This is a genomic window from Allobosea sp. Tri-44 (assembly GCF_004123845.1).
GTDB lineage: Bacteria > Pseudomonadota > Alphaproteobacteria > Rhizobiales > Beijerinckiaceae > Allobosea.
In genome coordinates this window covers 1-13,132 of record NZ_NBDP01000039.1, presented here as the reverse complement: position 1 = coordinate 13,132, position 13,132 = coordinate 1, and the positions used below count along the sequence as shown (strand labels likewise).

At 63.3% G+C, this 13,132-nt stretch carries 16 protein-coding genes and 1 pseudogene; 5 read left to right on the top strand and 12 right to left on the bottom strand.

Going from position 1 to position 13,132, the window contains the following annotated elements:
- Window positions 1-489, bottom strand: a 489-nt coding sequence (locus tag B6S44_RS22940) for a YciE/YciF ferroxidase family protein (protein ID WP_164985928.1), incomplete at its 3' end; no start/stop codon positions are given.
- 171 nt (window positions 490-660) lie between these two features.
- Here B6S44_RS22940 and B6S44_RS22935 point away from each other — a divergent pair.
- Complete coding sequence (locus B6S44_RS22935; protein ID WP_129159212.1) at window positions 661-1,296, top strand: DUF6766 family protein; 636 nt, start codon at window positions 661-663, stop codon at window positions 1,294-1,296.
- A gap of 422 nt (window positions 1,297-1,718) precedes the next feature.
- Here B6S44_RS22935 and B6S44_RS22930 read toward each other — a convergent pair whose 3' ends face one another.
- Window positions 1,719-2,693 carry a cation diffusion facilitator family transporter gene (locus tag B6S44_RS22930; RefSeq protein WP_129159211.1) on the bottom strand — a complete coding sequence of 325 codons (975 nt, stop codon included), beginning with the start codon at window positions 2,691-2,693 and terminating at the stop codon, window positions 1,719-1,721.
- Between the two features lie 146 nt (window positions 2,694-2,839).
- The gene (locus B6S44_RS22925; RefSeq protein WP_248309726.1) at window positions 2,840-3,868 is read right to left on the bottom strand and encodes a YihY/virulence factor BrkB family protein; all 1,029 of its coding nucleotides are present in this window, start codon (window positions 3,866-3,868) and stop codon (window positions 2,840-2,842) included.
- 373 nt (window positions 3,869-4,241) lie between these two features.
- Here B6S44_RS22925 and B6S44_RS22920 point away from each other — a divergent pair, with 373 nt between their 5' ends.
- The 4 genes from B6S44_RS22920 to B6S44_RS22905 all read left to right on the top strand — a co-directional run bounded on the left by B6S44_RS22920 (window position 4,242) and on the right by B6S44_RS22905 (window position 7,237).
- Window positions 4,242-4,463, top strand: a complete 222-nt coding sequence (locus B6S44_RS22920; protein WP_129159210.1) for a hypothetical protein — start codon at window positions 4,242-4,244, stop codon at window positions 4,461-4,463.
- Entirely contained in the window at window positions 4,460-5,032 is a 573-nt protein-coding gene (locus tag B6S44_RS22915) for a hypothetical protein (RefSeq protein WP_129159209.1), read from the top strand. Before B6S44_RS22920 ends, B6S44_RS22915 begins: the two co-directional genes overlap by 4 nt.
- Before the next feature lie 433 nt (window positions 5,033-5,465).
- The gene (locus B6S44_RS22910) at window positions 5,466-6,758 is read left to right on the top strand and encodes an SDR family oxidoreductase (RefSeq protein ID WP_129159208.1); all 1,293 of its coding nucleotides are present in this window, start codon (window positions 5,466-5,468) and stop codon (window positions 6,756-6,758) included.
- Window positions 6,758-7,237: a DUF2269 family protein gene (locus tag B6S44_RS22905; protein ID WP_129159207.1), complete on the top strand. Its 480-nt coding sequence runs from the start codon at window positions 6,758-6,760 to the stop codon at window positions 7,235-7,237. The genes B6S44_RS22910 and B6S44_RS22905 overlap by 1 nt, the downstream gene beginning before the upstream one ends.
- On the opposite strand, the gene B6S44_RS22900 is transcribed toward B6S44_RS22905, so the two are convergent.
- From B6S44_RS22900 to B6S44_RS30205, 9 genes and pseudogenes are all read right to left on the bottom strand, one after another.
- Window positions 7,234-7,755 carry a hypothetical protein gene (locus B6S44_RS22900; RefSeq protein WP_206735228.1) on the bottom strand — a complete coding sequence of 174 codons (522 nt, stop codon included), beginning with the start codon at window positions 7,753-7,755 and terminating at the stop codon, window positions 7,234-7,236. The two genes, B6S44_RS22905 and B6S44_RS22900, sit on opposite strands and share 4 nt — an antisense overlap.
- Window positions 7,752-8,210 (bottom strand): hypothetical protein, encoded by a 459-nt coding sequence (locus tag B6S44_RS22895; RefSeq protein ID WP_248309725.1) that lies wholly within the window; start codon window positions 8,208-8,210, stop codon window positions 7,752-7,754. Before B6S44_RS22895 ends, B6S44_RS22900 begins: the two co-directional genes overlap by 4 nt.
- 109 nt (window positions 8,211-8,319) lie before the next feature.
- Entirely contained in the window at window positions 8,320-8,697 is a 378-nt protein-coding gene (locus B6S44_RS22890; protein ID WP_129159205.1) for a VOC family protein, read from the bottom strand.
- A 43-nt stretch (window positions 8,698-8,740) separates the two neighbouring features.
- Complete coding sequence (locus B6S44_RS22885) at window positions 8,741-10,273, bottom strand: FAD-dependent oxidoreductase (RefSeq protein ID WP_129159204.1); 1,533 nt, start codon at window positions 10,271-10,273, stop codon at window positions 8,741-8,743.
- Window positions 10,274-10,352: 79 nt separating this feature from the next.
- Entirely contained in the window at window positions 10,353-10,919 is a 567-nt protein-coding gene (locus tag B6S44_RS22880) for a CinA family protein (RefSeq protein WP_129159203.1), read from the bottom strand.
- Window positions 10,912-11,346 (bottom strand): low affinity iron permease family protein, encoded by a 435-nt coding sequence (locus tag B6S44_RS22875; protein ID WP_164985927.1) that lies wholly within the window; start codon window positions 11,344-11,346, stop codon window positions 10,912-10,914. Before B6S44_RS22875 ends, B6S44_RS22880 begins: the two co-directional genes overlap by 8 nt.
- 54 nt (window positions 11,347-11,400) lie before the next feature.
- Complete coding sequence (locus B6S44_RS22870) at window positions 11,401-11,769, bottom strand: low affinity iron permease family protein (protein ID WP_129159201.1); 369 nt, start codon at window positions 11,767-11,769, stop codon at window positions 11,401-11,403.
- Window positions 11,770-11,817: 48 nt separating this feature from the next.
- Window positions 11,818-12,324, bottom strand: a pseudogene (locus B6S44_RS22865) (YciE/YciF ferroxidase family protein).
- A gap of 152 nt (window positions 12,325-12,476) precedes the next feature.
- Window positions 12,477-13,079, bottom strand: coding sequence for an NAD(P)/FAD-dependent oxidoreductase (locus B6S44_RS30205; protein WP_465246137.1), 603 nt, complete (start codon window positions 13,077-13,079; stop codon window positions 12,477-12,479).
- Window positions 13,080-13,132: the final 53 nt, after the last annotated feature.

Genomic DNA, 13,132 nt, shown 5'->3' with positions numbered 1-13,132 from the left:
CGCAGTCGTTTTGTCGTGGCTTCGGCCGTGGTGCGAGGTCGGTGTTGCGGGCTTGAGTACGCCGGTAAGGGTCTGGTGTAGAATTTTGACGGCGTTGGCGCGGCCGAGCTGCTTTGCCCAGGCGGTGAGCGTGCCGTAGCGCGTGATCTCGTAGTGCTCGACGGCCTGCGCCGACGCTAGAAGGCCGGCGTCGAGAGCAGGGCTGCCTTCGAACTCCTCTATGATCGATTTGCCCTCTTCGATGATGCCGAGGATCGCATCGCAGGTCTTGCCGCGAGGCGCCTTGCCGATTTCCTCGAACACTTCGCCGAGGCGTTCGACATGGGTTTCGGTCTCGTCGCGATGTTTCTCGAACGCCTGCTTGAGTTCGGGGGATTTCGCCGCCTTGGCCATTTTCGGCAGCGTCTTCAGGATCTGCTTCTCGGCGTAATAGATGTCCTTGAGCGTATCGAGAAAGAGATCGTCGAGGGTTTTGGGTTCGCTTGCCATGGGATCCTCCGCTTGTTGGCGTGCATCCCTAACGAAGGCCTCGCATATCAGTTCCGCTTTGCCAGGAACCATTTGGAGGAGGCCAACTGGCAGCGATTTCCAAATGACGGCGTGGGAGAGTGAACCATTGCTGCACCCGGCCGTTGGCAGTCCGAACCCGGGGAGCGGACAATGAGATTCTTGCGCGATAACGGCCTGACCATCACGCTGGTGACCGTCACCGCGCTGTGCATTGTCGGCATGGTGGCGTCCGGGCTTAAGGTTGAAAACGACCTGCTGGCAAAGCACGGCCAAGCCCCCTTGGACCTGCTGGCGTATATCTCGTCCGGCTCATTTCTGTCGGCGCTCTTCGAAAACTGGGAGAGCGAGTTTTTGCAGATGTCGGCCTATGTCATGCTCACGGCGGTATTGTTTCAACGGGGGTCGGCGGAATCCCGAGACCCGGATGAGCCGGAGGGGGAAGGCGACGCCTTGCCGGACAAATGGCGCCGGAAAAGTCTGGTGTTGGGCTGGCTATACGCGCACTCACTCGGCCTTGTCCTGGCCGTCCTTTTCGTAGCGTCTTTCGTGCTTCACTGGCTGGCCAGCGCGGCTGCCGCAAACCGGGAAGCTTTGCTTCACAACGCGGAAATCAAAACGCCCCTGGCGTATCTGAGCGATGCGCAATTCTGGTTCGAGTCTTTTCAAAATTGGCAGTCTGAATTCCTATCGACTGCCGTCCTGGTTGTGTTGTCCATCTTCCTGCGCTTCAAAAACTCGCCTGAATCCAAACCTGTCAGCGCCCCGCACAGCGAAACGGGCGCATGAGAGCGCGATTGCCATCGCGCATCCTAAGAAATTATCGGATCAATCGTCCTTCGACGGCCGTCCGGGATCGAGTGCGCTGGAGGATTCAGAAGGCTTTCGCTCGCCTTTCGAGCTTTGCGGCGGTGCGCCATCCCGGCGAGGCGGCTGACGATCTGTCGGTGTGCCGGAGTCGGGACGTGGGCGACTATCGGAGGCTCGGCGCGGTTGGCCGACAGTGTCATCGCGCCCTGGCTTTCGCGTAGTCATCGCATCCTCCATGGCTATTGGTAGGTGGGCTTGCCGGCTCAATGCCGGGCAGCGCCGAAGGTTCCTAATCCTCTTGGATGGGATGCGTTTGGATAGAACCCGGGCTCGCGGGAAATGTTGCGCTCAGACATCGCCCAACTCGCCGAAGACGCACAGGACCACGAGCTTTGGCCCTATCAACCCTTCGTGCCCCTGTGCAGCGAGGAATGCTGAGCGAGCTCGGCGCGCCGCTCGCGCCAAGTTGCCGAGGTCTGAGGCTTGATGAACACCGTCGCAATGTCGCTGCGGCCCTCGCTGAGCTTTGCCTCGATCCGCTCGACGCAGGCCTCGATGTCGGCGGTCGAGCGGTCGTCCTTGAACTCAAGACTTAGCGCCACGACGATCTGATCCGGCCCGAGATGGACCGTGGTTATGCCGTTGACGCGCTCGACGTCCGAATCACCGCGAACCGCCGCGAGGATCTCCTCCTGGACATGCGGCAGAGCGGCCTCACCCATCAACAGAGCCGTGCTCTCGCGAGCGAGGAGGACCGCTGTCATGGCCAAGATGATGCCGATCAGGATCGAGGCGAGGCCGTCGAGTTCAGGTCTTTCGAAATAGGCTGCAGCCGTAATGCCGAGGAAAGCGATGAGCAGACCCAGCAAGGCCGCTGTGTCCTCGAACAGGACGGTGAAGACGCTGGGGTCCTTGCTTTGCCGAACCGCCGCATAATAGCCGAGCGAGCCCTTGGCGGCACGAAACTCCTTCAGCGCAACGCGCCAAGTGTAGCCCTCGAAAAGAAACGAGACGCCTAGGACGACATAGTTCGTCGTCAGGTTCGTTGCGTGACGAGGCTCGAGGACGTGGCGCACGCCTTCATAGAACGAAACGCCGGCGCCGACGGCGAAGACCAGGAGCGCTACAACGAAGCTCCAGAAATAGAGCTCGCGGCCATGCCCGAAGGGATGGGTCAGGTCGGGCGGTCTGGCTGCGCGCTTGAGTCCATAGAGCAGGAGCAAGCCATTGCCGGTATCGACCAGAGAATGAACGCCTTCCGACAGCATGGCCGAGCTGCCGGTCCAGGCGGCGGCGATGAACTTGGTCACGGCGATCAAGAGATTGCCGACAATCGCCGCATAGATGACGGTCTTGGATCCGGAATGTGCTGCCATGAGTACCCCCTCGTGCAGCTGGCACACGATCCTCGGGGAGAGCGTGTCCGTTGACGGCTTCTGAGGGCGCGCGCAACAATCTCAGGAAGTTTGCTGGCGTTGTTGTTCCTTAAACGTGACGCTTGACCAAAGCTTAGGACGGGCCCTCACGCCTTTCGATCGGCGACATCGGCTCCGCGCAGCCCGATCGGCGCCGGGGGACCGCGGGTTGTATCCTCGTACGTTTGCCGTTCAGCCTCCGCGTTGAGTTCGGCGCCCACAAGAATGATCGTCGCCGAGATCCACATCCACATCATCAGACCGATTACGGCTCCGACCGCGCCGTACGTCTTGTCGTACTCCTCGAAATTGGCGACATACCAGGAGAAGCCGATCGACGCGACGATCCAGACAATGACCGCCATTAGCGCACCCGGGCTGACCCATCGCCATTGGGGCTGATCCCGGCTCGGGCCGAAGCGATAGAGGACCGCCAGACCAGCAGTGAGGACGAGCACAAGCGCTGGCCAGCGTCCAACGCTGATAAGCGGCTCGGCAATATCGCCAAGGTAGAGCCGATCGAGCAACACGGGGACGGCGACCACTGCGAGGACGCTAAACAGCGCGAATAGCAGAACGCCTGCCGTGGAGGCGAGAGACACCAGATTGAGCGCTATGAAGCCCCGCTTTTCGTCCTCGCCATAGGCGACATTCAAGGCGTCGAAGACCGCCTTCATCCCGGCATTGGCACTCCACACCGACAGAAGCAGGCTGATCGCCAGCGAGAATCCGAGCTTGCGGTCGGCTTCGCTGGTCAGTTTCAGTGCTTGGCCACGTACGAGGTCATAGGCCTCAGTGGGGAGAATGCCACCCAGCACCGTCAGCTGCTCGACCACCGTCTCGGGCGCTGCGATTAACCCATATAGGCTGACGAATGCAGCGAGCGCCGGAAACAGGGCGAGCAAACCATAGAAGGTGACCCCGGCCGCGACCGCCAAGACGCGATCATGGCTCACTTCGTGCAAAGTTCTCTTCGCGATCTCATACCATCCGAGCAGTGGAATTTCTGTCGGCGAGGCGGCGTCAGCGCCGCTGCGCGACGCCGATCGACGAGCCGCCTGGTCGTTCGCTTCTCGATTCGAGGTCTTGCTGTGAAGGGAGCGAGGGTTGAGCAGGATGGCCAGCGAAACGCCCAATCCGATAAATCCGAGATCCCGCGCAATGGCGCGAATCTCTGGAGCAGTCTTCCAGCTCCGTTCGCGATGCTTCTTTGTGGCTACGCGTTCCAAAATGCTGGACTGCCTTGGCGTGACGTTTCTGAACCCATGCAGCCAACGTCTTCCAGCGATCTTGAGTTCCGGCCAATCGCCGGCTGATCGCTGAAATCGGGCCTGCTATCTCACTGGGCGGCCCTGGATAATTGGACTGTGGTTGGGCGGCGCGGCAGGAGGTGTCGGCCGGCGCTCCACGCCCGTCAGCGAGTATAGGCGCCAGCGATGCAACGCCCGGTCGGCTTGACTCAAGAAGCATATTTGTTCTCTTTATGTTCTTATATGGAGAACGAAACTCATGTCAGCCGCCCGTTGGCCGGACTCGTCGCCTATGGCGGAGTTGGAGAGCGAGATCGACGACACGATCGCTGAGCACGGCGGCGAGCGCGCTGCCATCAGGGCGCTGCTGCTAGACCTCGCAGAACTCGCTCGCGACGGTGATCGATCGACCTCGAAAGGCTTTCTGCGGGGGCTGTTCTCGGCCGGGGCCCGCCCCATTCAGGGCGAGGACGAGCCATGAGGCGCAAGGGCGAGCTCTCACCAAACGCGATCGATCAGGGCTGGCCCTACCAAGTCGCGATCCGGACCGATGACGGCCAGCATCTCGGCCACATGCCATCAAGCGGCCCGATGTCGTCGGTGTGCGAGCGAGGGCACGAGGTCACGGATGGTCGGCATCGCTACCGGGTCTGCTGCTTCTCCGATCGTTCCCAGGCGGATCGCTTTCGCGACCTGCTCAGTGGCGAGGATTTCGACCCGCGGGATCGTCACGCGGGACGTGGCTTTGTGGTCGTGGAACGACTCGGGAAGCGAGAAGGCGAGGTTGAACAAAAATGCGCAACGCCGCCGCGGGGGATCAACTCTGAATCAAATTCGCCAACCAATCCAACGCGCATTTCGACTTCAGCGGACCAGTCGTCACGCTCGTCGGCGGGGAAAAGGATCGATCTCATTCCTCCAAAATACGGTGTTTGCTCAACGGTGGCGAGGTCGATGCAGACGGTGCTTTGCACGGTCAGTCTGGGATTTCAGGTTCGTGGAGCATTTCATGGATTAGCTCGGCCGCCTTCTCAGTCGAGATCGTCCTGACGCCCGAACTCGCGAGCCGATCGAACATTTTTCCCACCGCCGCGATAGCGTCGTGCTCAGCCGCCGAGAAGGCCAACGTGGCCTGAGCCAGAGCCTTGTCCCGATTGGTAAGAACAATCGGAGTCAACGACGAATGCAACGTCGTCGTTAACCCATCGATGAGTTCTCTAGCTCGTTCTTCGGGCGTGTATCCCGATGGGGAACTACTTTGTGTCACTCTGACGCAACCCAATGACTCGACCAGGATGCTGTTCAAGGTCCGTGCCATTGGAGGGCAACAAGGCCAATATGGCAGCGTGAGCTTCGCCGAGACTTTAGTGCGACGTTCGCTGCGGTCACCACGCGCCTTCTCGTTGTTGCGACGTATTTGAACCGCTGGATGGGCGAAGCGTTGCCCTTGCATGCATGGGGCGTTCAGCGGAACTGCCAATCCATGAGCCGGATTCTCGTCATAGGCGCGACGGGGCTGATCGGCTCTCATATCGCCGCGCGGCTGGCTGCGCGCGGGCATGCGGTGATGGGCATCGCCCGCGACGTTGTTCCTGCTTCAGATCGCCTGCCGACGGTGGAATGGGATCGCGTCGACGTCGCCACAGCGCGTGCGGAGGATTGGGCCCGCCATCTTGCTGGGGTAGATGCTATCGTGAACTGCGCCGGCGCGCTGCAGAGCGGCCCGGTGGACCGGCTCTCTGGAACGCATGACCAGGGACCGCAAATGCTCTTTGCAGCATGCCGCGCCGCCGGCGTGCGCCGTGTCGTCCACTTCTCCGCGATCGGCGTGGATCGGGCCACGCCGACGGAGTTCTCGCGGACCAAGCTCGCAGGCGATGCAGCGCTGATGGCGAGCGATCTGGACTGGGTCGTCCTGCGCCCATCGGTCGTGCTAGGAGCGCCGGCGTATGGCGCCAGCGCGCTGATCCGCGGCCTCGCGGCCCTGCCGGTTCTGCCCGTCATGCCCGATACCGCGCCGCTCCAGCCTGTGAGTCTGAACGACGTTGTGGCGACTGCCGTCCATTTCGTCGATCCGGCGACGCCAGGCCACGTTGTCGTCGAGATCGCCGGCCCCGAGGCGATGAGCTTTGTCGAGCTGGTCCAGAGATATCGCCGCTGGCTCGGGTTCTCGCCGGCGCTCGAGGTCGGCCTGCCGGCGTGGCTGGCGCGAACTGTCTATAGGCTGGGCGATCTCGCAGCGAGGCTCGGCTGGCGTCCACCCGTGCGCTCCACGGCGCAGCGTGAAATTGCGCGCGGCGCCGTCGGCGATCTCTCTGACTGGAGCCGGCTGACCGGCATCACGCCGCAGTCGATCACCGATATGCTGGCAATGCATCCCGCCTCGGTGCAGGAGGGCTGGTTCGCGCGTCTATATCTCCTGAAGCCCGTGGTCCTCGTCAGCCTCGTTTTGTTTTGGATCGGCTCCGGCCTCGCTTCGCTGGGGCCGGGCTATGCGGCGGGGTTGGGCCTGATCGCGCCTGAGCTGGGCGGCCCGGCCGCTGCGTTCGTCGTCCTCGGCGGCGGGATCGTCGATCTGCTCATCGGGTTCGGCATCGCCTTCCGCCGCACCACCCGACCGGCCCTCCTCGCCGGTATCGTGGTCTCGCTGCTCTATGCGGTGGCAGGGACGATCCTGACGCCATGGCTCTGGCTCGACCCGCTCGCGCCGCTGCTCAAGATTGCTCCCGTCATTGCGCTCCTCCTCGTCGCGCTTGCCACGCTGGAGGACCGCTGATGACCTATTTCGTCCTCAAGTTCGTCCACGTGCTCGGCGCCATCGTACTGATCGGCACCGGTGCCGGTATCGCGTTCTTTATGGTCATGGCCCACCGCACGGGCAATGCGACGAAGATCGCCGGTGTCGCGCGCACCGTGGTCACGGCCGACTTCCTCTTCACCGCGACCGCCGTCGTCGCGCAGCCGATCTCGGGGCTATTGCTGGCGCGCGAGGTCGGCTACCCGCTGACCCAGGGCTGGATCGTCCTGTCGACCATCCTTTATCTGGTGATCGGCGGATTCTGGCTGCCGGTGGTCTTTTTGCAGATGCGGATGCGCGATCTGGCGGAAACGGCAGATGCCGCAGGCACACCGCTGCCTGCGGCGTACTATCGGCTGTTCTGGATCTGGTTCGCGTTCGGCTTTGCGGCGTTCGGCGCCATCCTCGCCATCCTCTGGCTGATGATCGCCAAACCGAGCCTGTCGCTGTCCGGCTAGAGGAGCGCCATCGGGATATCGTCGTCCTTACGGTCCTCCAGCGCAGGATGTGGGCTCCGCGACAGCGAAAAGCTGTTGGCTTCCGCCTTCTCCAGCTCCGCGAGGCCGGCAGCCAGGCAAGCGCCCCAGACGAGATGGACGGTCAGCATCAAGGCGTTGCGGCGGGAAGGATGGCTCGTGGCGAGGCGAAGAATGCCGCTCGCCGGTATCCAGCCGAGATAGCTCGCGATCCAGACCGAAACCCCATACGCCGATCCCGCCGCGACGCCGGGACGTCGGAACAGGCCGGCAAACAGGGCGCCAGCCGCGCCGCCGTACAGGAAATGATAGAGCAGCGTCGCGCTCGAGGCGGGCAGGTTCGCGTTGGGCAGGCCCTCCGTGATCTCGCGTGGCGGCAGAGGGTAGCGTTCTTGCACCGGCAGCGACCGGTGCAGGCGCCTCATCGCGACGGTCATGGGCAGCGTGGCAGCAAATCCCGCGATTGCGCCCAGCAGGATCCGGCCGGCCGGTGTGCTCATTGCGCCCGGTCTCCGTTGCCCCGCCAGGCAGGCGATGCGGCGAGCGCGAGCGCCATGACGATATAGGTGATGCCGATGGCGCGCGGACTGACCACCTTCTCCCAGCCGGGCGTTAGGCGCCTGGGGACGACGACATAGTCGACGAAAGCCGCCAGAGCCGAGATGGCGGCGGCATCGCCCAGCGCGGCGCGGCGCGGATGATAGCGACGCAGCAACTCGTAGAAGCTGGCCCAGAACAGCGAAGCGCCGTGATGTGTGACGAAGCCGACGACCGTGTGCGGCATGTCCATTCGGCGTGAGCGGGCCGCCCGATCACCCCAATACCAGTGGCTCGTGGAATTGACCGGCTGCACCGCAGACCCACCTTCCGCCCTCGCGAGCAGCGATAGGGCGATGCTCGTCGCCAGGCTGACGGAGCTGCCAGAAAGCAGGATGTTCAGAATCGAACGGAACACGTGCGCCTCCCAGGTCCGATCATTCATGGGCCTTTCTCCGTCGTGGTGGCACTACACATGCTCGCGCATTTGGGTCGGCCAGGCCGTCATCGGTCCCCGGAGGCCTCGTCTACTTGGCCGAATAGGTTACGGCTTCGATCTTGTTGCCGTCCGGGTCGAGCACGAAGGCGCCATAGAAGTTGGCGTCGTACCGTGGGCGCAGGCCTGGAGCGCCGGCGTCGCGGCCGCCATGGACCAGCGCCGTCTGGTAGAACTGATCGACCATCGCCCGGCGGCCCGCCGCGAAGGCGAGGTGGACGCGGTTCCCGGCCGTGGCAGCTTTGCCGTCGACCGGCGTTTCCACGCTGAACAGAAACGCGCCCACGCCGTAATCCGCCGATTCCGCCGAACCGTTGAGGAGGCGAAGGCCGAGGACCGCCAACACCGCGTCGTAAAAGGCCCGAGAGCGGGGCAGGTCGTTCGTGCCGACCGATACGTGGTGGATCATTGGATCGCCTCCGCTGTTGCGTCCTTTCCGGGACTGGGGAGCCTCACGAACCGCTCGGCTCGACGCGCGCCAGGGGCGCGATAGCCGGTCCGTTGAGGACGCTGCCGTCCGGCGCGAAATGCGAGCCGTGACAGGGACAGTCCCAGCACCTCTCCAGGGAGTTCCACTGCAGATGGCAGCCCAGATGCGTGCAGACGGCCGAGCACTGATGCAGCGTGCCGTCCTCCGCACGATAGGCGGCGATCTTGTCGAGACCGTCCCGGATGATCGCGCCTTGGCCGGGCTGGAGTTCGTCGACGGAGCTAAGCTCGCCGGGCGCAAGATACTCCGCCAGATTGGTGACGACGGTGGCGTTCTCGCTCAAGAACGTCGCCGCCGCTTTCAGCGGCTTCCGGGCCGGCTCGTAGACGGCTGCGTATGGGCATTCTTTTCGTTCGATCAGGTCAGGGATGATCAGGCTGGCGACGACGCCATGAGTGATGCCCTGGCCCGAGTCACCCGTGGTGACGAAGGTGCGCTCGCGTTGCGCCTCCCGGCCGATGAAGGCGCCGTAATCGAGCGTGTCCATGACCTGCCCGGACCAGCGATGGAGTTCGCGACCGAGGTCGGGGATCAGCGTCCTGATCCAGGACTCCAATGCGGCGAAGCGCGCCGGCGCATCGTCTGCCTCGCCGGTCTTGTGATCCTCGCCCCCGACGATGAGGATATCTTTGCCGTCGCTTCGCGAGGTCAGCCGGACATAGTGGTAGGGGTCTTCGGTGTCCCAGTAGAGCGCGTCCGCCAAGGCGCCACGCTCGATCTCGAAAGCCATGGCATAGGTGCGATAGGGCGCCTGCTTGGTGTGCAGGGCGAAGAGGTCGTGGATCGGAGAATTGGTCGAGACCACAACATGCGCGGCCTCGACCGTGTTGCCCGAAGCAAGCCTGATGCGAACGCCGCTCCCATCCTCCGATATCTCCTCCACCGCGGAGTAGGGATGGAGCTTGCCGCCTTGGTCCGTCAGGGATTTGGCAAGCCCCTGCAAATATTTGAGTGGGTGGAAGGTCGCCTGCTCGGAATAGCGCAGGTACGGCCGGTCCTCCAAGGTTTGCAGCGGCAGTCCGTTGCCGCGTTCGACAGTGACGCCGATTTCGGCGGCGGCCTCGACTTCGTCGTCCAGGACTGACGCCTCGCTCTTCGGGTCCAGGAAGAGGATGCCGTCCAGGCGGCGGAACTCGCAGTCGATCCCCAGCTCGCGCTGGATCGCCTCGATCCGGTCGACGGCGGCGCTCTGGCTGGCCTGAAAGCCACGCGCCAGCTCCGCGCCGCGCATCGACAAGAGCTCCGAGAGGGAATCGTCGCAGATCGGGGCGAGATGCGCCGTCGTCCGCGAGGTCATGCCGCCGGCGATCGGCCCGCGGTCCAGCACCAGCACGGAATGGCCGCGACGCATGAGCTCATAGGCGATGGAAAGGCCGGCAATGCCGGCGCCGACGATCGCGACGTCGGTCTTGGCATCGTCGGATAGCGGCTGGGCATCGGCCGCCACCTCGACATCCATCCAGACCGAACGGCTGTGTTCGCGTATCGCGTTCATCGGAAAGCTCCCGTGCTGTGAGCCTTCAACTCCGCTGCGCCCCGTCAGTTCGATTGGTTCGAAAGATGACGCCTGTGCCTCAGTCTAGACCTTCGCGCACCAGACAGGTTTTCAAGGCGTCGAGTCCGAGCGACAGCACCGTCCGCAGTGCCGAATCGAGCAGGACCGCGGGCGGGAACGCGCCGAACTCGCAATGGCAGTCGATGCCGTCACCCGATCTCGTGACTACGGCGATGTAGACCCGGCCTCGCGGATTGCCGCGGTCGTCCGGGACCGGGCCGGTCACCCCTGTGATTGCCAGCGCGAGATCGGCGGTGGTCTTCGCAAGGGCGCCTTCCGCCATGGCGCGTGCAACCGGGCGTGACACCGCCGAATGGGTTTCGATCAACTTTGCCGGGACGCCGAGCATTCGGGTCTTGGCCTCCGGCAGATAGGTCACGAAGCCGCCGAAGAGGACGTCGCCGGCGCCTTCGGCCTTCGCCAGACTGTTGGCCAGAGCTCCGGCACTGCAGGATTCGGCGACGGCGACCCTGAGCCCGGCATGGGCAAGCTCCACCACGAGCCGCTGCGAGAGCTCCTGGAGCTCTGGCAAGCCCGAACCCGGCAGGGCCTCGACCGCGCGAGAGCGCCAGGACCGTTTACCCATGGCTCTCTTCCTCACCAGGAGGGCTGTCGGAGCATTTGCGCCGCGCGCGACGGCTGAACTTCGCCTGCAGCCGCTCCAGCTCTTCCTCGTCGAGATCCTCGAGGTCGAAGAGTTCGTCCCTTGCGCCGTGGACTGCACTGATCAACTCGTCGAGCTTGATCTGAATCGCCGTCATCGCCCGGTTTTGGCTGGTCTGGACGATCAGGAAGGTGATGATGGTAAAGCCAGTGCTGGCGACGAGCTGCCAGGAGGCGCTGTACGCCAGCCAAGGGCCGGCCAGCAGCCATACGGCGAGGATGCCGAGGGCGGCGAAGAGGACCGGCGAGGGGCTGGACCATCGCGCCGCGGCCTGTGACAGACGCGTGAATTGGGAAGACGAACGAGCATCGCCTGGATGAGGTTGATCCGCTGACCGAGCCGCGCTCACGTTAGTCCTGGTACGCTGCAGCCTGGCTGGCCGCGCGCGATAGCAGCCCGCTTTTCATACATCGCGAATAGTCGCGAGCTTCTCCTCGTCGAGCTCCTCGAGGTCCATCAGTTCTTCCCGCGCGCCCTCGACTTTTGAAAGGAGCTCGTCGAGCTTGATCTGCATCGCCGCTGTATCACGGTTCTGGCTATTCTGGATCACGAAGACCATCAGAAAGGTGATGATCGTCGTCGAGGTATTGATCACCAGCTGCCAGGTGTCGTTGAAGCCGAAGATCGGGCCAGACAGCCCCCAGATGATCACGACCGACAGGGCGATGAAAGCTGTGGCGGGTTTGCCGGCATAGCGGGCTACTGTCTGCGAAAACCGTGTGAAGAACGAAGATTGGCCGATATTGGAAATCGGATCGGTTTTGTCCGGCATGGCGACCTCCAGTGTAGTGCGGCTCCGGCGAACCGGAGCCGCCAGAGGTCAAGCAGCCTTGGGCTGGGCTTGCTTGTTGACCTTGCTCTCGCCAAGCTGAGACAGCGCCTGGTCGGTCCTCAGTTCCTCGGTCAACGTCTGGTCGAGGAGCTTAGCGGCATTGCCGAGCCCGAGCTGCTGGGCCCAGGCCTTCAGCGTGCCGTAGCGCGAGATTTCGTAGTGCTCGACGGCCTGGGCGGCTGCGAGGAGGCCCGCATCCAGAGCCGGGCTGCCCTCGAACTCCGCCATGATCGACTTGCCCTCATCGATGATGCCGATGATGGCGTCACAGGTTTTGCCGCGCGGCGCCTTGCCGATCATCTCGAACACGTCGGCGAGGCGATCGACATGGGTCTCGGTCTCGTCGCGATGCTTCTCGAAGGCCTGCTTGAGCTCCGGCGAACTCGCGGCCTTCGCCATCTTCGGCAGAGCCTTCAGGATCTACTTCTCGGCATAGTAGATGTCTTTGAGGGTATCCAGAAAAAGGTCGTTGAGGGTCTTCGGTTCGCTGGCCATGATTGCGCTCCGGGCGAGGTGAGGAAGACTCCCAAACCGCGTGCAAGGGCGGAAGTTCCGGCCCCCGCCCGGCGCCGGCCACATGAGCGGTGAGGGGCATGAGCAGCTTGTGCACCTCAACCGAGGGGAAACTAAGCTGATATCTGCGCCGCTCAGCCCCACAAAGGCAGCTTCTCTTGAGCCAGATCATTCCGGATTGCCGTCGCCGCGACTGCTGCTTGCCCGATCGCAGAACTAATTTGATTTAGGCCCGGAACAACATCTCCCGCAGCATAGACGTTTTTGACACTCGTACGTTGGTGACGGTCGGTCTCGATGCACCCCTCAGCCGACAGACATGCGCCAACGTCGCGCGCCAGTCCCGAGCAGGAGTCGGAGCCCAGCGCTGCATAAATCGTTTCGAAACACAGTCGCCCCGCTCCGCAAGCTAGGCTGATTCCGCTGGGTTCGATCTCAAACGCGACGGCTGGTCCTGGGGCAACCAGGACGCCGATTGCGGCCATTTCTTTGTGCTGGGACGGGGTCAGGCCCCCAGCCCGGTCTAAAACCAAGCACAGCCGGTTAGTATAGCTACGCAGGAATTTGCACTCATCGATGGCGTGGTCATTTGAGCCGACGACGCCCACGTTACGGCCGGAAATTTCGAAACCATCGCAGATTGGACAGTATCGGACGAGGCCGTGGCGCAAAGCTTCTGCATGCAGCTCCACGCTCATCGGGAGACGGCGGTCTTGGACGCCAGTCGCCACCAGCACGGTCCGTGCAAGGAGGGCGGGGGGCGTACCACGGCGCCAGACGGGAAGGGGAC